The 19259-nt window shown below is 57.5% G+C and carries 17 protein-coding genes; 7 read left to right on the plus strand and 10 right to left on the minus strand.

Annotation, left to right across the window (positions count from 1 at the left end):
• Positions 1-11: 11 nt before the first annotated feature.
• Positions 12-845 (minus strand): helix-turn-helix transcriptional regulator, encoded by an 834-nt coding sequence (locus tag K5R89_RS09385; protein ID WP_023289071.1) that lies wholly within the window; start codon positions 843-845, stop codon positions 12-14.
• Positions 842-991 carry a hypothetical protein gene (locus K5R89_RS09390; protein WP_217259085.1) on the minus strand — a complete coding sequence of 50 codons (150 nt, stop codon included), beginning with the start codon at positions 989-991 and terminating at the stop codon, positions 842-844. Before K5R89_RS09390 ends, K5R89_RS09385 begins: the two co-directional genes overlap by 4 nt.
• A 115-nt stretch (positions 992-1106) precedes the next feature.
• On the opposite strand from K5R89_RS09390, the gene K5R89_RS09395 reads away from it, so the two are divergent.
• Positions 1107-1874, plus strand: a complete 768-nt coding sequence (locus tag K5R89_RS09395; protein ID WP_023289072.1) for a phytanoyl-CoA dioxygenase family protein — start codon at positions 1107-1109, stop codon at positions 1872-1874.
• Between the two features lie 13 nt (positions 1875-1887).
• Here the strand turns inward: K5R89_RS09395 and K5R89_RS09400 are convergent, their stop codons facing one another.
• Genes K5R89_RS09400 through K5R89_RS09420 form a run of 5 tightly spaced genes read right to left on the minus strand, consistent with a single transcriptional unit; the run spans position 1888 to position 6851 of the window.
• Complete coding sequence (locus tag K5R89_RS09400; protein ID WP_023289073.1) at positions 1888-2229, minus strand: PTS fructose-like transporter subunit IIB; 342 nt, start codon at positions 2227-2229, stop codon at positions 1888-1890.
• A 15-nt stretch (positions 2230-2244) separates the two neighbouring features.
• The gene (locus K5R89_RS09405; RefSeq protein ID WP_048297195.1) at positions 2245-3120 is read right to left on the minus strand and encodes a [formate-C-acetyltransferase]-activating enzyme; all 876 of its coding nucleotides are present in this window, start codon (positions 3118-3120) and stop codon (positions 2245-2247) included.
• On the minus strand, positions 3086-5383 hold the full coding sequence (locus K5R89_RS09410) for a formate C-acetyltransferase (RefSeq protein ID WP_049014891.1): 2298 nt from the start codon (positions 5381-5383) through the stop codon (positions 3086-3088). Before K5R89_RS09410 ends, K5R89_RS09405 begins: the two co-directional genes overlap by 35 nt.
• A gap of 50 nt (positions 5384-5433) precedes the next feature.
• Positions 5434-5754: a PTS fructose-like transporter subunit IIB gene (locus K5R89_RS09415; RefSeq protein WP_023289076.1), complete on the minus strand. Its 321-nt coding sequence runs from the start codon at positions 5752-5754 to the stop codon at positions 5434-5436.
• A gap of 20 nt (positions 5755-5774) precedes the next feature.
• Positions 5775-6851, minus strand: a complete 1077-nt coding sequence (locus K5R89_RS09420; protein WP_086075752.1) for a PTS fructose transporter subunit EIIC — start codon at positions 6849-6851, stop codon at positions 5775-5777.
• A 309-nt stretch (positions 6852-7160) separates the two neighbouring features.
• On the opposite strand from K5R89_RS09420, the gene ptsP reads away from it, so the two are divergent.
• From ptsP to K5R89_RS09445, 5 genes are all read left to right on the plus strand, one after another.
• Positions 7161-9662 (plus strand): phosphoenolpyruvate--protein phosphotransferase, encoded by a 2502-nt coding sequence (gene ptsP, locus K5R89_RS09425; RefSeq protein WP_087827840.1) that lies wholly within the window; start codon positions 7161-7163, stop codon positions 9660-9662.
• A 275-nt stretch (positions 9663-9937) separates the two neighbouring features.
• Positions 9938-11674: an FAD-dependent oxidoreductase gene (locus K5R89_RS09430; RefSeq protein WP_044521992.1), complete on the plus strand. Its 1737-nt coding sequence runs from the start codon at positions 9938-9940 to the stop codon at positions 11672-11674.
• Between the two features lie 85 nt (positions 11675-11759).
• The gene (locus K5R89_RS09435) at positions 11760-12515 is read left to right on the plus strand and encodes an SDR family NAD(P)-dependent oxidoreductase (RefSeq protein WP_023289080.1); all 756 of its coding nucleotides are present in this window, start codon (positions 11760-11762) and stop codon (positions 12513-12515) included.
• Positions 12516-12539: 24 nt separating this feature from the next.
• Positions 12540-13403, plus strand: a complete 864-nt coding sequence (locus K5R89_RS09440; RefSeq protein WP_124070407.1) for an IclR family transcriptional regulator — start codon at positions 12540-12542, stop codon at positions 13401-13403.
• Positions 13390-14217, plus strand: coding sequence for an IclR family transcriptional regulator (locus tag K5R89_RS09445; RefSeq protein ID WP_023289082.1), 828 nt, complete (start codon positions 13390-13392; stop codon positions 14215-14217). Before K5R89_RS09440 ends, K5R89_RS09445 begins: the two co-directional genes overlap by 14 nt.
• Before the next feature lie 21 nt (positions 14218-14238).
• On the opposite strand, the gene K5R89_RS09450 is transcribed toward K5R89_RS09445, so the two are convergent.
• A complete protein-coding gene (locus K5R89_RS09450; RefSeq protein ID WP_217259086.1) occupies positions 14239-15372 on the minus strand; it encodes a tartrate dehydrogenase in 1134 nt (377 codons plus the stop codon).
• A gap of 82 nt (positions 15373-15454) precedes the next feature.
• Between K5R89_RS09450 and K5R89_RS09455 the strand changes: the two genes are divergently transcribed.
• The gene (locus K5R89_RS09455; RefSeq protein ID WP_074423146.1) at positions 15455-16417 is read left to right on the plus strand and encodes a LysR substrate-binding domain-containing protein; all 963 of its coding nucleotides are present in this window, start codon (positions 15455-15457) and stop codon (positions 16415-16417) included.
• Here the strand turns inward: K5R89_RS09455 and K5R89_RS09460 are convergent.
• On the minus strand, positions 16414-17694 hold the full coding sequence (locus tag K5R89_RS09460) for an FAD-binding oxidoreductase (protein WP_023289085.1): 1281 nt from the start codon (positions 17692-17694) through the stop codon (positions 16414-16416). The two genes, K5R89_RS09455 and K5R89_RS09460, sit on opposite strands and share 4 nt — an antisense overlap.
• 2 nt (positions 17695-17696) lie before the next feature.
• Positions 17697-19184: an aldehyde dehydrogenase PuuC gene (gene puuC / locus K5R89_RS09465; RefSeq protein ID WP_032455303.1), complete on the minus strand. Its 1488-nt coding sequence runs from the start codon at positions 19182-19184 to the stop codon at positions 17697-17699.
• Between the last annotated feature and the right edge of the window lie 75 nt (positions 19185-19259).

Genomic DNA, 19259 nt, shown 5'->3' on the forward strand with positions numbered 1-19259 from the left:
GACACGGCAGGTTAGGCCTGCTGCGCGCTGCGGCAGTGTCGCCGATACTCTGACGGCGAACGCTCGGTGTAGCGTTTGAAGACCCGGCAAAAATAGTTGCTGTCGACAAAGCCGCAGTTATGGGCGATCTCTTTCACCTTCAGGTCATAGCCGCGCAGCAGCTGTTTTGCCTTTTCAAGACGCACCCGGGTCAGATATTCGTTAAATCCCACCGAGCCTGATTTCTGAAAAATATGCGAAAGATAGTTGGGCGTGATGTGAAAACGTCTGGCCACTGATTCCCGCGTCAGCGGCAGGCTCAGATTTTCCTCGAGATAGTCCTGAACGGCAAGAAACAGATCCCGGCTGCGACTGACGCGCATTTCCAGCCCAACCAGCTGTTCGCGACAGTGGCTCAGTAGCGCGGCGACCACCAGCCGGGCGGTCAGCGGATCGGGCTGCAGGCTGACTTCATTCAGGCTCAGCAGCAGGTAAGAGCCCACGCGCGGCCCGAGGCGGGCAACGCTTTGCTTCTCCGTGTGCAGGCTTTTCCCGTCCCAGCGCTGAATACTGAATCCCAGTTTCTGCCGGCCAAACAGGATACTCAGGGTAGTGGCCGGGCCGGTCCACTGCGGCAGCGTCCACTTTCCCGCCTGCACGTAGAGTACCTGCAGCGCGGTTAACGTCGAAGCGGCTAGCGGCAGCCCCTGTTCATTAAGCTGACCCTCCAGCACAATTTCCAGACGTGGAAACGGTACGTTGAAGGCAAGGGCAGGCACGGAGATATCCGGCTCAGGAAATCTCACCTGTAAGCGATCTTTTTGACCGATTAACCGATGCAGTATATCCGGCAGATCTTCAATCATTCTTTGCCCTCAGCATGCACATTATCCTGTTGATGATAATCTATTTTTTCCTCCCCGGCAGCGTTTGTTAAGCCATTTTGCGCGGTGGATTCCCGGTCAGCTACAGCACAGGCATCGCCGAAAACGTGATTGTTGACGCCCATCACACTTTGTTGGCTCGCGTACGTATGTCCAGTTTTTCGTAGCGTTCGCCTCCTGTCATGCCGCGGATGGACCAGTAGAGTTTGTTTGTGTTATCGGAACGTTAAAAAGGAACGCAACATGAACTCATCATCAGCTAGCTTTCTCGATGCGTTAGGCGCCAGCCTGGCGCTCAGCGCGCAAATGAAACACGAGCTCGACACCCTCGGCTACACCGTTGTGCATAACGTCGTTGACGCCCAGTGGCTGAGCGAAATGCGACGGCTAATTGATACCCTGGTCGAGCGCGAAGGCGACAATCTGGCGATGGAACATCATCAGGAAGCGACCGCGACGCGGATCGCCAACCTGGTGAATAAGGGGGTTATCTGGGAGAAAGTCTGGGCTCATCCGCTGATCCTCTCCGCCTGCCGCTATATCTTCAACGGCGATTTTAAAGTCTCCAGCCTCAACGCGCGCGAGGCGTTATATAACGGCGGCCACCAGCCGCTGCACGCCGACTGGAAAAAGCCGCGCCCGGATTTTCCCAAAGTCCACCTGGTGAATACCATCTGGGCGATAGACGATTTGAGCGCCGCCAACGGCGCGCCGCGGATTATCCCCGGTACCCACCTGCGTCCTGAGCTCCCGGAAGAGGTACTGGCCGACCCGGAGCAGGCCCACCCTGATGAAATCGTGTTTGCTGCGCCGGCCGGGAGCGTGATGATTTACAACGCTCACGCCTGGCACGGCGGCACGCGTAATCGTGAGGGCAGCAGACGACGTGTGCTGCATGGGTTATACATCGATCGCGCGGATACGCCGCAGCAGGACCAGCGGCGCTGGTTGACGCCCGAGACGGCCAGCCGCCTGACGCCAGCGCAAAAGTGGTTGCTGGATGTAGAGTAAGGCCTGTCGCCGGTCAGGGAAGTTCAACATAGACGACCGGCTTTTTCATGATGCTTTTCACGGCCTCGACGATCTGCTGCGGCTGCAGCAGGAAGCTCTTGATGCTGGTTTTAATCGTCCGCAGGCCGCGAAAGCGCTGGGCGTCGTCAATTTCGATATCCGTCACCAGCAGCACCACTTCGGCGCGGGCGATATCTTCTGCGGTAATGCGATTTTCAACGCCGAGCGCGCCCTGAGTTTCCACCTTAAGATGCCATTTTTCATGATGACCGACCTTTTCCAGCCGTTCGGCAGCCATATAGGTGTGCGCCACTCCGCTGACGCAGGCGGTGACGGCGATAATATTGAAGTCCATAACATCCTCCTGGCGTTAACCGCCGATAGTGACGTGGAATCCGGCCGCTTCGGCCATTACCCGATAAGGTTGAATGTCCGCTTCGTCAGGCGCTTTCACCCTGGCCAGCGCCCAGGGTTTGCCCAGCAGACGGTATTTGGGCTCGCCGTATTGATGAAATGGCAGCAGGTGCAATTCTGTAAGATTAAAAGGTGCGAGAAAGTTCAGAATCTGGCGAAAATTATCGACGCTCATGGTATAGCCCGGGATCAGCGGCACGCGTGGGATGAGGTTGATCTCTCTAGCCGCCAGCTGGCGAAAATTATCCAGTACCCGCGGCTGATTGATTCGCAGTAGCGACAATGCCCGCTCAGGTTCCATGATTTTAAAATCAAATAACACCTCGTCGCAGGCTTCAGCCACCGGTAAAAAACGGTTGAAGGGCCCGTCGCCAGCGGTTTCGATGGCGGTGCGGATCCCCCACTGGCGCAGGCGCTGGAGAAAGCGGGCGGCAAATTCGGCCTGCATGAGCACTTCACCGCCGGAGAGGGTGACACCGCCGCCGGAGGCGCGGAAGAAGACTTCATCCTTCAGCACCTCATGAAGGAGGTTATCCAGCGTCATGTCGCGACCGATCTGCTCCCATGCCCCGGAGGGACACTCGACGACATCCTGCTGGCAGCGGGCGCAACCCAGGCATTTACTCTGCCGGCGCAGGGTCTGGATCCTGGGTGACATTGACTCCGGGTTGGCGCACCACGGGCAGGTGTGGGGGCAGCCTTTGAAAAATACCACCGTGCGGATCCCCTGGCCATCGTTGAGCGAGTAGCGCTGCAGATTAAAAATGCGCGCCCGGTCGGCGCGCGTCTCCATCACCTCACAGCTGATGCGCGGTGCGGCGGATAATGTCATCCTGAATCTCCTTCGACAGCTCAACAAAGAAGGCGCTGTAGCCCGCGACGCGCACCACCAGGCCGGCAAAGTCCTGCGGCCGTTGCTGCGCTTCACGCAGGGTGTCGGCATTGACCACGTTAAACTGAATATGCTGCAGCTTGAGCATGCAGAAAGCCTGTAAAAAGTCTGCCAGCTTGTTTAGCCCGCCGTCGCCGGCCAGCGTCGCCGGGGTGAATTTAACGTTGAGCAGCGTACCGTTCGACAGCAGATAGTTATCCAGCTTGCTGACTGATTTCAGCACCGCCGTCGGCCCCTGGGCATCCTGGCCGACCATTGGCGACAGGCCGCCGTCCGCTAACTGTTCGCCAGCCAGCCGCCCGTCCGGGGTAGCCCCCACCACCGAACCCAGCGGCACGTGCGCCGAGACGGTATAGGAGCCGGGCGTAAAACGCCCGCCGCGCGGATTCAGATATTGTTCCACCTCTTTGCAGTAAAAGCGCAGCAAATCGGCGCTGATATTATCGACGTCGTCGATATCGTTGCCGTATTTTTCAAAACGGTTGATCAACCGGGCGCGGATTTTCTCTCCCTCTGGCGTCTGGAAGTTGGCTTTCAGTACCGCCATCAGTTGGTCAAAGCTAAGGCGCTGCTGGTCAAAGACCATCCCCTTCAGGGCATAAAGCGAATCGCTCAGGTTGGCGATCCCGATGCCCTGGACGCCGGAGAAGTTATAGCGCGCTCCGCCGGCGGTGATGTCTTTACCGTGCTGCACGCAATCTTTAATGAACGAGGAGAGGAGAGGCACTGGCGCCCAGTCGCGATGGCCGATATCGCAGATATTGCTGCCCTCGACCATCAGCTTGATGTAATAGCGAATTTTGTCGCGCATCTGGCGGATAAGCCCTTCCCAGCTGACCTCCGGTTGTCCTTCATTTTCCTGCAGGACAAGTTCCATGACCTTCAGCAGGTTGAACATGGCGATATCATGCAGGCCGTAGGTGCGGCCGGGGATCGACAACTCGACGCAGCCGACCACCGCGTAGTCGCGGGCGTCTTCCAGCGACACGCCGCGATTGAGGAAGGCGGGGACCACCACCTCGTCGTTGAAAATCTGTGGAATGCCGGTGCCCAGGCGGATGGTTTCGGCGGTTTTACGCAGGAACGGGCGGTCAATCAGCTCGTTCACCCGCACGCCAAGATTCGGCTGCGGCAATTGCACATTTTGATAGGCATCGAGGCATAAAAATGACAGCACATTGACCGCGCTGCGCCCGGTTTCCGTTAGCCCACCGAGCAGGGCGGTATACCCGGTGGGAAAACCGGCGAAATAGCGTGCGCTACTGGAGGAGCGCAGCAGGACGATGTCGTTGCATTTTACCCAAAGCGACTCCAGCAGCTCCTTGAGCGACGCCGGATCCTGTCCTTGATTCAGCGACGCCTGATAAAACGGCAGCATGTACTGGTCAAAACGGCCGAGCGAAATGGAGCTGGCATTGGATTCGTACTGCAGAATGATGTTCATATACCAGAACAGCTGGCAGGCCTGGGGGAAGTCCGTTGGCCGGTGCTGCGCATTGTGGCGCGAAATCGCGGCGATGGTTAACAGCTCGCGCTGACGCTGCGGATCCTGACAGTGTCCAGCCATCTCCTCGGCCAGCGCGGCGTAGCGCAGAATATGGCGCTGAGAGGCCTCCAGCAGGATCAATACCGCCTGATAAAAAGGGTTATCAGGCTGCCGGGCACAGTGTGATTGCATCTCCGCAACCAGCGCGTCCAGGCCATTATTCAACAGGTGCGGATAGTCGATAATGATATGGCCCTGGCCTTTATCGGTCTGGTTCACGCTGAATATTTGGGTGCTGACGGCGGCTTTGACCTCGTCTGTCATCTGGCCGTTGATGAAATCTTTCATTGAGCGCTTTTCCCAGTAGGGGAACAGCGTTTCCCGATAGACGCGCTTATCTTCTTCGCTTATCGCGAAGCGGTCCTGCGGTCGGGTCGGGAAGGTGTCGAGCTCGTTAAGCAGCCAGTAGGGATCCATCTCCGGCGACATAATGCCGGCCCGCGGTTTGATGGTACGGTTGCCGGCAATCAGTTCATCATCACGAATCGAAATGTCTACCTTATCGAGGATCCAGGCGGTGGCCTTCGCCCGGCGAATAATCACCGGCTCGCCCTCCGTTTGCCGATGGCTGGCGGTATAGAGCAGGGCGCGTTCAAGTGATATTTCGCGCGGTTGGGCGAACAGGCTGGCTTTCAGGCGTTGAGTACGATTCGTCATGACAAACTCCATGTTGTGGCGAAGGGCGCGCGGGCGCCCCTTTTAAGGCTTCAGGCTCGTTGGGAAAGGTGGCTGTCTATCTTGTTCATGATGGCGTCGGCGCGTTTGACCGCATCGCTGATATTGACGCGTACGATAGTTTTCCCGGCAAAACGCTCTTCGAATTTGATACCGATATCTTTGGTCAGAATGACCATATCGGCGGCGGCGATCTCTTCCGCGGTCAGCTCGTTTTCAATGCCGATAGAACCCTGGGTTTCAACTTTGACCTGCCAGCCTTTGGCCTTAGCGGCGCTTTCTAACGATTCGGCGGCCATATAGGTGTGAGCCACACCCGACGGGCAGGCGGTGACAGCGATAATGTGGGTCATAATCTGTTCCTTCCAGTCTCTTAGTTAATTTCAAAATCAAGGTCTAATTCGTCGTCGGCTTTGGCGTCAGACGATTTCTTTTTAGCCAGCGCTTTCAGCACAATGACGCAGGCGGCGCTGACGCAGGCGCCGACCAGCAGCGCGGCGATAAAGCCGAGTTTGCCCTGGACCACCGGCAGCACGATGAGCCCGCCCCAGCCGGCGTAACACTGGACGCCCAACAGCGCCGCGGTGACGCAGCCGCTGGCCGCGCCAATCATATTGGCCGGAATAACGCGCAGCGGGTCGGCAGCGGCAAAGGGAATCGCCCCTTCGGTGACCCCGACGCAGCCCATCACCAGCGCCGCTTTGCCGGTTTCCCTCTCTTCGGCGGTGAAATATTTGCGGCCGATCAGCGTCGCCAGTCCCATCCCCAGCGGCGGTACGGCGATGCCGACGGCGGCGATAGCCACTACGCTGTAGACCCCCTGTGAAACGCAGATCAGCATGAAGGCGTAGGCCACTTTGTTCACCGGGCCGCCCATATCAAACGCCAGCATCAGGCCCATAATGATGGCCAGCACCACGATGCTGCCTTCGCGCATGCCCTGCAGCCAGTTGGTCAGGTTTGCCGTGAGCGCGCCTACCGGTTCGCCGAGCCCCCACATCATGATCCCGGCAGTAATAAAGGTGCCGATGATGGGAATAATGAATATCGGCATCACCGAGCGCAGCACCTTGTGGACCGGTATTTTTTTCAGGTAATAGACCACCAGACCGCCGATCATCCCAGCGATCAGCGCGCCAAAGAAGCCGGCGCCGAAGCTGTTACCTACCCAGGCGCCGATGGCGCAGGGGGCCAGCGCGGCGCGGTCGGCGATGGAGTAGCCAATGTAGGCGGCGAGAAAAGGGACCATCAGCGTCAGGCCGGCGACGCCAATATCAAACAGTTTCTTCAGGTTGGGATCGGTGGCGGCATCCGGAACCGCACCTTTGCCATACAACATGACGGACACCGCCAGCAGGATCCCGCCGGAGACCACGAAGGGGATCATATGTGACACGCCGGTCATCAGATGCTGGCGAGTATTTTTTAGTATTTGCACCAGTTCGTTCATTGCTTGCTCCTGAGCGCTGTAGGGCCCGTGACAGTATTGATGGCTCAACATTAGAAAAAGGGCGCCGCATAAAACAGTAGAGAAAAAGTGCATTTACTGGATATTTGTAAGGTTAGAAAAGAATTGCGATCCACCTCAAATCTTAGTGATGACAGGAGGAGTGAGCGCTAAAAGGGTGGAATTGTGATGGCGGGCATAAAAAAGTATCGTGTGTACAATAGTCCAGTAATTGCCAGTTTTGTCACCTAGTCCACTTGACCATCTTTCATTACCTTTTGGGGAATTAATGGATTACTCAGGAGGAAGGCGATGGCTCTGGTCATTGAATTTACATGTGATTTGCCCAACGGCGTGCATGCGCGTCCGGCCAGTCTGGTCGAAACGCTGTGTAACCGTTTTTCATCGGCAATTGAGTGGCGGAACCTGCGCTGCGATACCGGTGGCAATGCCAAAAGCGCGTTGGCGGTCATCGGCACGAACACCCTGAAGGGCGACACCTGCCAGCTGCTTATCAGCGGCGAAGATGAAGCCGAGGCTTACGCCGCGTTAACGGCCTTTCTGCGTGATGAATTTCCTCACTGCGACGCGCCGCTGCCTACGGCACAAGCGCTGGACGTCCAGCCGGTGCCGGAGTCACTCTCACGCCTGAACCCGACGCTGTTCCATGCCAGTCCGGTCTGCGCCGGCAGCGCGGGGGGCAGGCTCATTCATCTAAAATCCCGCGATTTGCACGAGCTTGGCGCACTGCCCGTCGCCAGCAGTCCTGAACAGGAGCAGGCGGCACTGGATAACGGCCTGCGCCTGCTGGTGAAAGATATCGAACTGCGGCTGCTGGACAATGACGGTACCGCCAGCGCGATACTGGAAGCTCACCGTTCGCTGGCGACGGATGCCTCGCTGCGCCAGCATCTGCTCGGCGGGATCCTCACCGGTCTCAGCTGCGCCCAGGCGATCGTCGCCACCAGCGACCACTTCTGCGCCCAGTTCCGCGATTCCGGCAGCAGCTATCTGCAGGAGCGGGTGCTGGATGTGCGCGATGTCTGCTTCCAGCTGTTGCAGCATATCTACGGCGAAGCCCGTTTCCCGGCGCCGGGTCAACTGCGGGAAGCCGCCATTTGCCTTGCCGACGAACTCACCCCCAGCCAGTTCCTCGAACTGGATAAAACGCATCTCAAAGGGCTGCTGCTGCGCAGCGGCGGCACTACGTCGCACACCGTGATCCTTGCCCGCTCATTCAATATCCCGACCCTGGTGGGGGTTGACCTCGACGCACTGTTGCCCTGGGAGGATACCCAGGTGCAGATCGACGGCAACGCCGGGCTGCTGGTGGTCGACCTGAGTCCGGCGGTGGCGCGCTACTATCAGCAGGAGTCGTGGGTTCAGGCGCAGATCCAGCAACAGCAGCAGGTATGGCTGGATAAGGCGGGGCAGACGGAAGACGGTATCCGCGTCGAGATCGCGGCGAACATCGCCCATTCGGTAGAGGCGGTGGCGGCCTTCAACAACGGCGCGCAGTCGGTTGGCCTGTTCCGCACGGAGATGCTCTATATGGACCGGCCCGGCGCGCCATCGGAAGACGAACTCTACAACATTTTCTGCCAGGCGCTGGAGCCTGCCGCCGGGCGCAGCATTATCGTGCGGACTATGGATATCGGCGGTGATAAGCCGGTGGCCTACCTCAACATTCCGGCGGAAAATAACCCTTTCCTCGGCTACCGCGCGGTGCGCATCTATGAAGAGTACCAGGCGCTGTTTCATACTCAGCTGCGGGCGATTCTACGCGCTTCGGCGCACGGCTCGCTGAAGATCATGATCCCGATGATTTCCTCAATGGAAGAGATCCTGTGGGTGAAAGAGCGGTTGGCGGAGGCCAAACAGTCGCTGCGCGTCGAACAGATCCCGTTTGATGAAAAAATCCCGCTGGGCATCATGCTGGAGGTGCCGTCGGTGATGTTCATCATCGATCAGTGCTGCGAAGAGGTGGACTTCTTTAGCATCGGCAGCAATGACTTAACGCAGTATCTGCTGGCGGTCGATCGCGATAATGCGAAAGTGACGCGCCATTACAACAGTCTCAACCCGGCCTTCCTGCGTGCGCTGGACTATGCCGTGCAGGCGGCGCACCGGCAGGGGAAATGGATCGGCCTGTGCGGCGAGCTGGGGGCCAAAGGTTCGGTGCTGCCGCTGCTGGTCGGCCTCGGCCTGGATGAACTGAGCATGAGCGCGCCGGCGATCCCGGCGACCAAAGCGCGTCTGGCGCAGCTGGACAGCCGCGCCTGCCGTCAGCTGCTGAATCAGGCGATGCAGTGCCGTACCTCGCTGGAAGTGGAGCATCTGTTGGCCCAGTTCCGCATGCGCCAGCAGGATGTGCCGTTGATTAGCCGCCAGTGCATCACCCTCAACAGTGACTGGCGCAGCAAGGAGGAGGTGCTGAAGGGGATGACGGATAACCTGCTGCTGGCCGGGCGCTGCCGCTATCCGCGCAAGCTGGAGGCCGATCTCTGGGCCCGCGAGGCGGTGTTCTCCACCGGGCTGGGCTTCAGTTTTGCCATTCCGCACAGTAAATCCGAGCATATTGAGCAGTCGACCATTAGCGTCGCCCGCCTGGCGCAGCCGGTGAAGTGGGGTGATGAAGAAGCGCAGTTTGTGATTATGCTGACGCTAAACAAGCATTCGGCGGGCGACCAGCATATGCGCATCTTCTCGCGTCTGGCGCGGCGCATTATGCACGCCGAGTTCCGCCAGGCGCTGGTATCCGCTGAGAGCAGCGAGGCTATCGCAACGTTGCTCCAGCGTGAGCTTGAGATTTAAACTACTGAAATTTAGGGTTTTTTATCGTTTTTTTTGCACTGCCCATTTTATTTGCAATGAATTTTGCTGTGATTTCATTCCCCGTCACTCCTCTCTCACTTACCTCAGACCACACCGAAAGGTGTGGTTTTTTTATACATTTTTGTAACATCGATCGCAAATTTATAATTACACAATAACAAATTGTTTGATCATTATGTAATTCAGCGTTAGTTTGCCTGCGAAGAAAATCCATATTGACCGTCCGGGGTGGGCGAGAAACAAAGGGGGATTCGATGACTAAAGAGCAAGAGTTTCACTGCGACGTACTGGTGGTCGGTAGCGGTGCGGCAGGTATGTCAGCGGCAGTAAGTGCGGCACATCAGGGGCTGAATGTACTGATTGTGGAAAAAGCAGCGCGTTTCGGTGGCACTGCTGCCCGATCTGGTGGGTGGGTATGGATCCCGGGCAGCGATCAGGCTAAAGCCTGGGGCCATCTTGATTCAATTGAGTCGGTGAAGCGTTACTTAAAGCATGAAGGGGGTGCCAGCTATAACGAAGAACGAGTGGATGCATTCTTGCGTCATGGCCCGCAAGCCGCCGCCTTCTTTAGCCAGGATACCGCAGTCAAATTTGAAATGCCTCTCACTTTCCCTGATTACCATGCTGAAGCTCCCGGGGCAGCGCAGGGAGGACGCTCCATGGTGGCGAAGCCGTTCGATGCTCGTCAGTTGGGGAAACATTTGGCCCAATTGGAACCTCCGCTACCTGAATTGACAGTGTTTGGCATGATGATTGGGTCGGGCAACGATATTCGCCACTTTATGAAAGCGACGCGTTCGCTGGAGTCCGCCATCTACGCCACGAAGCGTTTAACTAAACATTTTTGGCAAACGTTGACCTGTGGACGAGGCATGACCTTAACCAACGGTAATGCTCTGATGGGCAGATTAGCTAAATCGGTCTTTGATAAGAATGTGCCGCTCTGGCTGAATTCACCCGTCAGGGAGTTGATCCTTAAAGAGGGGGCGGTCATTGGCGCAAAGGTAGAAAAAGAAGGATCGTTATATACGGTCTACGCATCGCGCGGTGTGGTGCTGGCCGCCGGCGGTTTTTCTCATGATATTAAGAGACGAAGCGAACACTATCCCCATACGCCAACCGGGAAGGAACACTGGAGCCCGACAGCCGAAACCAATACCGGCGACAGCCTGAATATGTTTGAAAATATCGGTGGGAGAGTCGATAGCCATTTGCCAAACGCCGCCGCATGGGCACCGATATCGTTAACCCGACGACCGGACGGCGGTCAGGGAGTGATGCCACACTTTATTGATCGGGCAAAGCCTGGCGTTATCGCGGTGACTCGTCAGGGACGCCGTTTCACTAACGAAGCCAACTCCTATCATGATTTCGTGCAGGCAATGATCAACGTTAGGGATGCTAAAAGTGAAGTTTGTGCCTGGTTAGTTTGCGATCGCCGAACTCTCAGACGCTACGGGCTGGGATGTGTCGCGCCATTTCCGCTACCGTTGAAACGCCATTTGACCTCCGGCTATCTCCTTGAAGGGCGCACGCTGGAAGCATTGGCGGAAAAAGCGGGCATTGAGGTGGCACAGTTTAAGGCGACGGTGGAGGAATATAACCGTTATGCCGCCTACGGTCAGGATCCGATCTTTGGTAAAGGTTCAAAAGCCTATAACCGTTATCAGGGCGATGCTTTGCATAATCCTAATCCTTGCATCAATACCATTGAGCGCGGGCCTTTTTATGCGGTGAAGGTTTTACCTGGTGATATCGGGACCTACAACGGTATCCCGGTTGATGCGGATAACCGTGTTCTGGATCAGCAGAAGAAGCCCATCCGCGGCCTGTTCGCCATAGGTAACGATGCCACTAGCATCATGGGCGGTAATTACCCGGGGGCAGGTATTACCCTGGGACCGGCATTAACTTTCGGATATGCCGTGGGTCAGTATTTGGCTCACTGCAGCACCCCTTCAGTCTCCGAGACGATAAAAAAAGCATCCTGATGCTTTAGCTATTTTTCTTGCCTCCGGATGCGCTCTTTCACGCATCCGGAAGGATGGGTTATTACTCTTGTTGAAGAACACGATTATGCAAATTGCACCATTATTTGATTTAAGCGGTAAGAAAATACTCATCACCGGGGCGGCAAAAGGTAATGGCGCCGCCTTAGCGCGCGGGATGTCGGATGCCGGGGCAGAAGTCATATTGGTCGATGTCGATGACAAAGGCGTGCAGCGTTTAGCAGATACGTTTAGAGCAGAAGGGCGATTAGCCAGTGCGTACCGGCTTGACGTTAGCCAGATCGAAGGATGTCTGCAGCTTGCTGAGGAGGTAGGGGATATCGATGTATTAATCAATAATGCAGGACTGTTGAAGCGGATCCCCTTTGCATCGGCATCTGTTTACGAGGCCTTTGCCGTCACGCTCGCCGTGAATGTTCATGGTCCTTTTAATATGACCCGTGCATTTTTACCTGCCTTAAAAAGACGGCGTGGAAATATTATTAATATTGCTTCTATCCAGTCCTTTGTCGCCGCACCAACCTCACCCACCTATGCCATCTCTAAAGGCGCGCTGGCGCAGTTAACCCGGACGCTTGCTGCGGAACTGGCGACGGATAATATACGTGTAAACGCCATTGCTCCGGGAATGATCGCGACAGAAATGTCGGCAAGTACAAGGGATAATGAAGAGGTTATGCAGCGTTTTTTGCAGCACGTGCCGATGAAGCGTGCCGCGCAACCTGATGAACTTATTGGTCCTGCGACTTTTCTCGCTTCGTCTGCTGCCAGCTATGTGACCGGTGTGATATTGCCTGTAGACGGAGGATATCTGGTGAGCTGATGGATTACCGTTGCGTTGAGGCTGGTGAGTGAAGCATCCCAAAACATATTGTTAGCACCTGATGCCCAAGATAAAGTACCGCTTCATAACAACCTGACAGCAGCGGTAAGTGCTATGAAATCAGAATCGCGTGGGATCCAGAGCGTGGAAATCGCCGGGCAAATTTTACGAGTACTGGTGGACCATTCCCGTCCCTTAACGCTCAGCGAAATAGCTGAGCGGGCAGGGACGACTTCTGCGCAAATTCATAACTATCTGGTAAGCATGACGCGCGTGGGTCTGCTTAAGCGTGACCCACAAAGTCAGAAATTTGAACCAGGGGCACTAGCCCTCCGTTTAGGCGTCGCAGCCCTACATAGCCAGTCGGTAGTGGAAGAGGCTATTGCTCATATTGCAGCGTTGGGACAGCGTTTAAACGTCAATATGTTTCTTTCTGTGTGGGGACGTTTTGGCCCGCTGGTCATTGACTATCGCGAGCATGGTGCAGTGATGAATATTGGTTTTCGCCTGGGAAGCGTACTTTCTCTGACCCAGACAGCGACAGGAAAACTTTTCGCCGCTTATCACGATCGCGAACAGTGTACCGAGGTAATTAACCAGCAGATGTTTACGCGCGATAAGCTGGATGATTATCTCTCCCCGGCTTTTCAGCAACAATTGGCCGCCATCAGGAGAGACAAAATATCGATTGCACAGTCTTATCCGTTGGCATCAATTACCAGCCTTGCTGTCCCGGTGTTTGCGGCTGACAACTCGCTTACCCTGACGATCAGCGCATTTGCGGCCGCTCATGATTTGATAGGTGAGCGCTTAACGATGGTGAGCAATGCTCTTCAAGCGCTCGCCGCCTCCCTTTCATGCAATGAGATCGCTTATGAATCACGTTGATAATGATAAGAACTCGCGTGGAGTGCAGTCGGTTGAAACAGCCGCCTTGATGTTAGAGTTCCTCACAGGCCAACAGGGTGGTGTGCCGCTAAAAAAGATTGCCCAGGCTGTCGGTATGAGTCCGGCACGGGCTTTCCCGTATCTTATAAGCCTGGTACGTAGTGGACTGGTGACAAAGGATGATGCACGAGGGCTTTATCTGCCCGGCGAACTGTCACAGCAGTTAGGAATGCTGGCTCTGCATTTACACCGTCCTTACGATACCGCTGAACATACGTTGAAGATCTTAAACCTGGAATGCGGACATAGTGCTGCCCTGAGCGTTTGGGGGAACATGGGACCAACGGTCGTGCGCGTTGAAGAGAGTCGTTATAGCGTATATCCGGAAATTCGAATCGGGTCGGTGATGTCGCTGGAGCAGACCTCCATTGGTCAGGTATTTTCCGCCTGGATGCCAGAGGAGATCGTTCGCGAGGCATGGGAGGCGGAGTATTGGCGACGTGAGCACCGTGCGGCGCCGAAAACGGCTATGGCGGCATTCTTTGCGAAGTTAGAGGCTGTTCGTCAGGCCGGGTGCGACTTCAAGCAAAATGTTCCTGCGCCAGGATTGAGTTCCGTGAGCGCGCCGGTTTTTGATCTCAGTGGTTCAATAGCTTACGCGTTGACCTTGTTTGATGAGAGTGGGGTCATTGATGTGAGCCCCGGCGGTGCAGCCCAACAAGTGTTGCGCCATCATGCATACTGCCTGTCGGCAGCGCTGGGGCTACGGATTGATTATCCCACTGGTGATTTAGCGGTTACCTCAACGCGTTGAGTGTCTCTAGTGTGCCTCGCATCAATGGTCGCTACTCGGGCTGGTTTTCCTGGCCGTCATTGGAACGACCTCACTCAGCACAGCCAGGCAAACCGCGTCGCCTACCTGTTGGGTGGAGGCAGAGCCCTGCATATCCGGCGTCTTCGGCCCGCTGGCGATCGTCTGCTCAATTGCCGCCAGGATGCCGTTGTGCGCAGCGTGATAGCGCGCATCGCCGTTCCCGAGAAAATCAAGCATCATCGCCCCGGCCCATATGGTGGCGATCGGATTGGCGATATTTTTCCCGTAGATATCCGGCGCTGAACCGTGGACCGGCTCGAACAGCGACGGGAAGGTGCGCTCCGGGTTGAGATTGGCCGATGGCGCAATACCAATGGTACCGGTGCAGGCCGGGCCAAGATCGGAGAGAATATCACCGAACAGATTGGAGCCGACGACCACGTCAAACCGCTCCGGCTGCAGCACGAAGCGGGCGCAGAGAATATCGATATGCTGCTTGTCCCAGCGGATCTCGGGATAGTTTTTGGCCATCTCCTCCACCCGCTCATCCCAGTAGGGCATGCTGATGGCCAGCCCGTTGGATTTCGTCGCCGAGGTCAGCGTTTTGCGCGGGCGGCTTTGCGCCAGCTCGAAGGCGTAGCGCAGGATACGGTCAACGCCCCGGCGGGTAAAGATCGACTCCTGAATCACCACTTCATGCTCGGTGCCTTCATTTGCGCGCCCGCCCAGAGCGGAATATTCGCCTTCGGTGTTCTCGCGCACCACGTAGAAATCGATATCGCCAGCCTTTTTCCCCGCCAGCGGGCAGGTGACGCCGGGGAACAGGCGCACCGGGCGCAGGTTGACGTACTGATCGAACTCGCGGCGGAACTTCAGTAGCGACCCCCACAGCGAGATATGATCCGGGACGGTATCCGGCCAGCCGACGGCGCCAAAGTAGATGGCGTCGAACCCCTGTAACTGCTCGCGCCAGTCGTCCGGCATCATCTTACCGTGATGAACATAATATTCGCAGCTTGCCCACTCCATCTGCTCGAAGCTCAGCGCCAGATCCCACCGCTGCGCGGCGGCTTTCAGCACGCGGATCCCTTCAGGCAGAACTTCTTTGCCAATTCCGTCACCCGGGATGGCGGCAATACGACAGGTTTTTTTCATTCCGGTTCTCACTTTTTAGCGATGATGTTTGACCACCTGCTTATCCTATAATTGACTGATTCATAATTAATCACGCTAACTGGTGAAACATAAAACACAGTTCATGAATAATCTGCCGCTGCTGAATGATTTACGCGTCTTTATGCTGGTCGCCCGCCGGGCCGGGTTTGCCGCCGCCGCTGAGGAGCTGGGCGTATCGCCGGCTTTTGTCAGCAAGCGGGTTTCGCTGCTGGAGCAAACCCTGAATGTGATGTTGCTGCACCGGACCACCCGCCGGGTCACCATTACCGAAGAGGGAGAGCGGATCTACGAGTGGGCGCAGCGCATTCTGCAGGATGTCGATGAGATGATGGACGAGCTTTCCGACGTGCGTCAGGTGCCGCAGGGAACGCTGCGGATTATCAGCAGCTTCGGCTTTGGCCGCCGGGTGGTGGCCCCCGCGCTGTCGGCGCTGGCGCTTCAGTACCCGCAGCTGGAGCTGCGTTTTGATGTTCAGGACCGGCTGGTGGATTTAGTCAATGAAGGGGTGGATCTCGATATTCGCCTCGGCGACGATATCGCGCCGAATCTGATTGCCCGCCAGCTGGCGCGCAATCACCGCGTGCTCTGTGCGTCGCCGCAGTTCCTCGCCCGCCATGCGCCGCCGAAACAGCTGAGCGATCTGGCGGCTCTGCCGTGCCTGGTGATTAAAGAGCGGGATCATCCGTTCGGCGTCTGGCAGCTGCATAGCAAAGAGGGCCAGCACGCCATCAAAGTGACCGGGCCGCTGTCGTCCAACCATGGTGAAATTGTTCATCAGTGGTGTCTGGACGGGCAGGGGATTGCGCTCCGTTCGTGGTGGGACGTCAGGGAGAATATCGCCAGCGGGCATCTGGTGCAGGTGCTGCCGGACTACTGGCAACCGGCCAACGTCTGGGCGGTTTACGTCTCCCGCCTGGCGACGTCGGCTAAAATTCGCACCACCGTGGAGTTTCTGCGCCACTATTTCCAGCAACACTATCCGCAGCATGAGCCGACGGCCAGGGCCGTCGGCAAAGGCGATTAAACCCCAAGGCGGTCGCGCAGGCTGTAGTAGGCGGCGCCCATCGCGGTAAAGGGGATACGCAGGCTGCGGCCGCCCGGGAACGGGTAGTGCGGCAGTTTGGCAAAGGCGTCGAAACGCTCGGCGTCGCCGCGCAGCAGTTCCGAAATCAATCGTCCGGCGAGGTGGGTACAGGTGACCCCATGCCCGCTGTAGCCCTGCATGTAGTAGATGTTGCTATCCAGGCGACCAAACTGCGGCATCCGCGACAAGGTCAGCAGGAAGTTGCCCGTCCAGCGGTAGTCAATCTTCACCCCCTGCAGCTGTGGGAAGGTTTTCAGCAGCTTTGGCATAATCAGCCGCTCCACATCGTCCGGGTCGCGGGCGCCGTAGACCACGCCGCCGCCGTACAGCAGGCGGTTATCGCCGGTCAGACGGTAGTAGTCCAGCAGGTAGTTACAGTCTTCCACACAGTAGTTTTTCGGGATCAGCGAGCGGGCGACCTCCTCCGACAGCGGCGCGGTGGTGACCACCTGGGTGCCGCACGGCATGCTGCGCTTCGCCAGCTCCGGCTCCAGTTTGTCACCGAGATAGGCGTTGCCGGCGACGATCACATAGCGGGCAGTGACCTGGCCGCGGGCGGTGCTGACCACTGCCGGGCTGGTGTGCTGGATGCGGGTGACCGGCGACTGCTCATACACCCGGCCGCCGTTCAGGCGAATAGCGTCCGCTTCGCCGATGGCGAGGTTGAGCGGGTGAATATGGCCGCCGCTGTGGTCGAGCAGGGCGCCGACGTAGCGGTCGCTGTCCACTTCGCGACGAATCGCCTCTCTGTCCAGCAGCTCCAGCTGCGTGTTGCCGTAGCGCTCCCAGTTGGCTTTCTGTTCTTCCAGCGTCTCCAGCTGTTTATGGTTCATCGCCACGAACAGGCCGCCCGGTCGGTAATCGCACTGGATCTGATAGCGCTGGATGCGTTCGCGGATAATATCGCCGCCTTCGAACATCATGCTGCCGAGCATTTTCGCCGCATCCGGGCCGTAGTTTTTTTCAATCACGTCGATATCGCGGCTGTAGGAGTTAACCAGCTGACCGCCGTTGCGGCCGCTGGCGCCGAAGCCGATGCGCGCCCCTTCCAGCACCACCACGTCGTAGCCCATTTCGGCAAGATGCAGGGCAGAGGAGAGGCCGGTGTAGCCGCCGCCGACGACGCAGACGTCGCAGCTTATCGATTCGTCCAGCGTCGGAAAGGGTTCATATTTGTTGGCGCTGGCGGCGTAATAGCTGGTGGTATGTTCGGTCATGATTAAGACTCCAGGGCAATCCAGATGGTTTTCAGTTCGGTGAATTTTTCCAGGGCGTGCAGCGACTTATCGCGCCCGTTGCCGCTCTGTTTGTAACCGCCGAAGGGGACGGTCATATCACCATCGTTATAGTTGTTGACGAAGACCGAACCGGCCTTCAGGCGGCGGCTCATGCGGTGGGCGCGTGAGAGATCCCGAGTCCATACCGCGGCGCCGAGGCCGTAGTCGCTGTCGTTGGCAAGCCGCAGCGCCTCGTCTTCGCTTTTGAATCGCGTCACCACCAGCACCGGGCCGAAGATCTCTTCCCGGCTGAGGGTGGAAGCCGGGTCGACGTCAATGAAAATGGTCGGGCCGACGGCGGCTGGCCATGGATTTTTCCGCCCATCGAGGAACAGCGTGCTTTTACTTTCGCCGCCGCGAATAAAACTGTGCACGCTGTCGGCATGGGTGTTGTCAATCAGCATGCCCATGGTGGTGTTTGGGTCGAGTGGGTTGCCCGGCTGCCAGTGTTGCGCTTCGGTTTTCAGTCGCGCCAGGAACTCGTCGGCGATGCTCTCCTCCAGCAGCAGGCGGGTGCCGGCGATGCACACCTGGCCCTGGTTGTAGAAGATGCCGCCGGCGGTGGCGCTGACCGCTTTTTGCAGATCCGGGCAGTCGGCGAAGACGATGTTGGCGCTCTTGCCGCCCGCTTCCAGCCACACGCGCTTCATATTGCTGTCGCCGGCGTCTTTCAGCAGCTGCTTGCCGGTGCGGGTGGAGCCGGTAAAAGTAATGACCTCCACGTCAGGATGCAGGGCGAGCGCCTGTCCGGCCTCGTGACCAAAGCCGCTGACCACGTTCAGCACGCCGTCCGGCAGGCCGGCCTCTTTCGCCAGCCCGGCGAGGCGCAGGGCGGTGAGCGGCGATTTTTCCGACGGCTTAAGGATCACGCTGTTGCCTGCCGCCAGCGCCGGACCGAGCTTCCAGCAGGCCAGCAGCAGCGGGAAGTTCCATGGCACCACCGCGGCGATGACGCCAATCGGTTCGCGGACGATCATCGCCAGCTCGTTGCTGCCGGTGGGGGCCACTTCGCCATAGACTTTATCCAGCGCTTCGGCATACCAGCGAATGGCGCGGGCGGCGCCGGGAATATCGTCGCGCAGGCTGTGGCGAATCGGTTTGCCGGTATCCAGCGTTTCCAGCAGCGCCAGCTCTTCGCGGTGGGCCTCCATCAGGTCGGCGAAGCGTGTGAGAACCGCTTTACGCTGCGCGGGGGCGGCCTGTGACCAGTCGCCGTTATCAAAGACCCGGCGCGCGGCCTTCACCGCCAGCTCGACGTCGGCTTTTTTGCCGCGGGCGACATGGGCTAACGTTTGCTGCGCGGCAGGGTCAATGGTTTCAAAGGTGGTATTATCGACCGCGGCGCAATATTCGCCGTTAATAAATAATCGTGTTTCAATGGCCAGGCTTTTCGCTTTTTCCTGCCAGTAAGCCAGGTGCTGAAAATTCATCATGACTCCTTAAAAACATTATCGGCAAATTAATCATTTCGGCGTTTTCAGGCTGCACGGGGGCGCTGCGCCAGG

Origin of the sequence: Klebsiella sp. TF21-TM (assembly GCF_019753495.1) — a bacterium.
Classification (GTDB): Bacteria; Pseudomonadota; Gammaproteobacteria; order Enterobacterales; family Enterobacteriaceae; genus Klebsiella; species Klebsiella quasipneumoniae.

Bases quoted from the DNA above. Each gene is read 5' to 3' on its own strand.
- K5R89_RS09385 (WP_023289071.1), bottom strand. From the start codon at position 845: ATGATTGAAGATCTGCCGGATATACTGCATCGGTTAATCGGTCAAAAA.
- K5R89_RS09395 (WP_023289072.1), top strand. From the start codon at position 1,107: ATGAACTCATCATCAGCTAGCTTTCTCGATGCGTTAGGCGCCAGCCTG.
- K5R89_RS09400 (WP_023289073.1), bottom strand. From the start codon at position 2,229: ATGGACTTCAATATTATCGCCGTCACCGCCTGCGTCAGCGGAGTGGCG.
- K5R89_RS09405 (WP_048297195.1), bottom strand. From the start codon at position 3,120: ATGACATTATCCGCCGCACCGCGCATCAGCTGTGAGGTGATGGAGACG.
- K5R89_RS09410 (WP_049014891.1), bottom strand. From the start codon at position 5,383: ATGACGAATCGTACTCAACGCCTGAAAGCCAGCCTGTTCGCCCAACCG.
- K5R89_RS09415 (WP_023289076.1), bottom strand. From the start codon at position 5,754: ATGACCCACATTATCGCTGTCACCGCCTGCCCGTCGGGTGTGGCTCAC.
- K5R89_RS09420 (WP_086075752.1), bottom strand. From the start codon at position 6,851: ATGAACGAACTGGTGCAAATACTAAAAAATACTCGCCAGCATCTGATG.
- ptsP (WP_087827840.1), top strand. From the start codon at position 7,161: ATGGCTCTGGTCATTGAATTTACATGTGATTTGCCCAACGGCGTGCAT.
- K5R89_RS09430 (WP_044521992.1), top strand. From the start codon at position 9,938: ATGACTAAAGAGCAAGAGTTTCACTGCGACGTACTGGTGGTCGGTAGC.
- K5R89_RS09435 (WP_023289080.1), top strand. From the start codon at position 11,760: ATGCAAATTGCACCATTATTTGATTTAAGCGGTAAGAAAATACTCATC.
- K5R89_RS09445 (WP_023289082.1), top strand. From the start codon at position 13,390: ATGAATCACGTTGATAATGATAAGAACTCGCGTGGAGTGCAGTCGGTT.
- K5R89_RS09450 (WP_217259086.1), bottom strand. From the start codon at position 15,372: ATGAAAAAAACCTGTCGTATTGCCGCCATCCCGGGTGACGGAATTGGC.
- K5R89_RS09460 (WP_023289085.1), bottom strand. From the start codon at position 17,694: ATGACCGAACATACCACCAGCTATTACGCCGCCAGCGCCAACAAATAT.
- puuC (WP_032455303.1), bottom strand. From the start codon at position 19,184: ATGAATTTTCAGCACCTGGCTTACTGGCAGGAAAAAGCGAAAAGCCTG.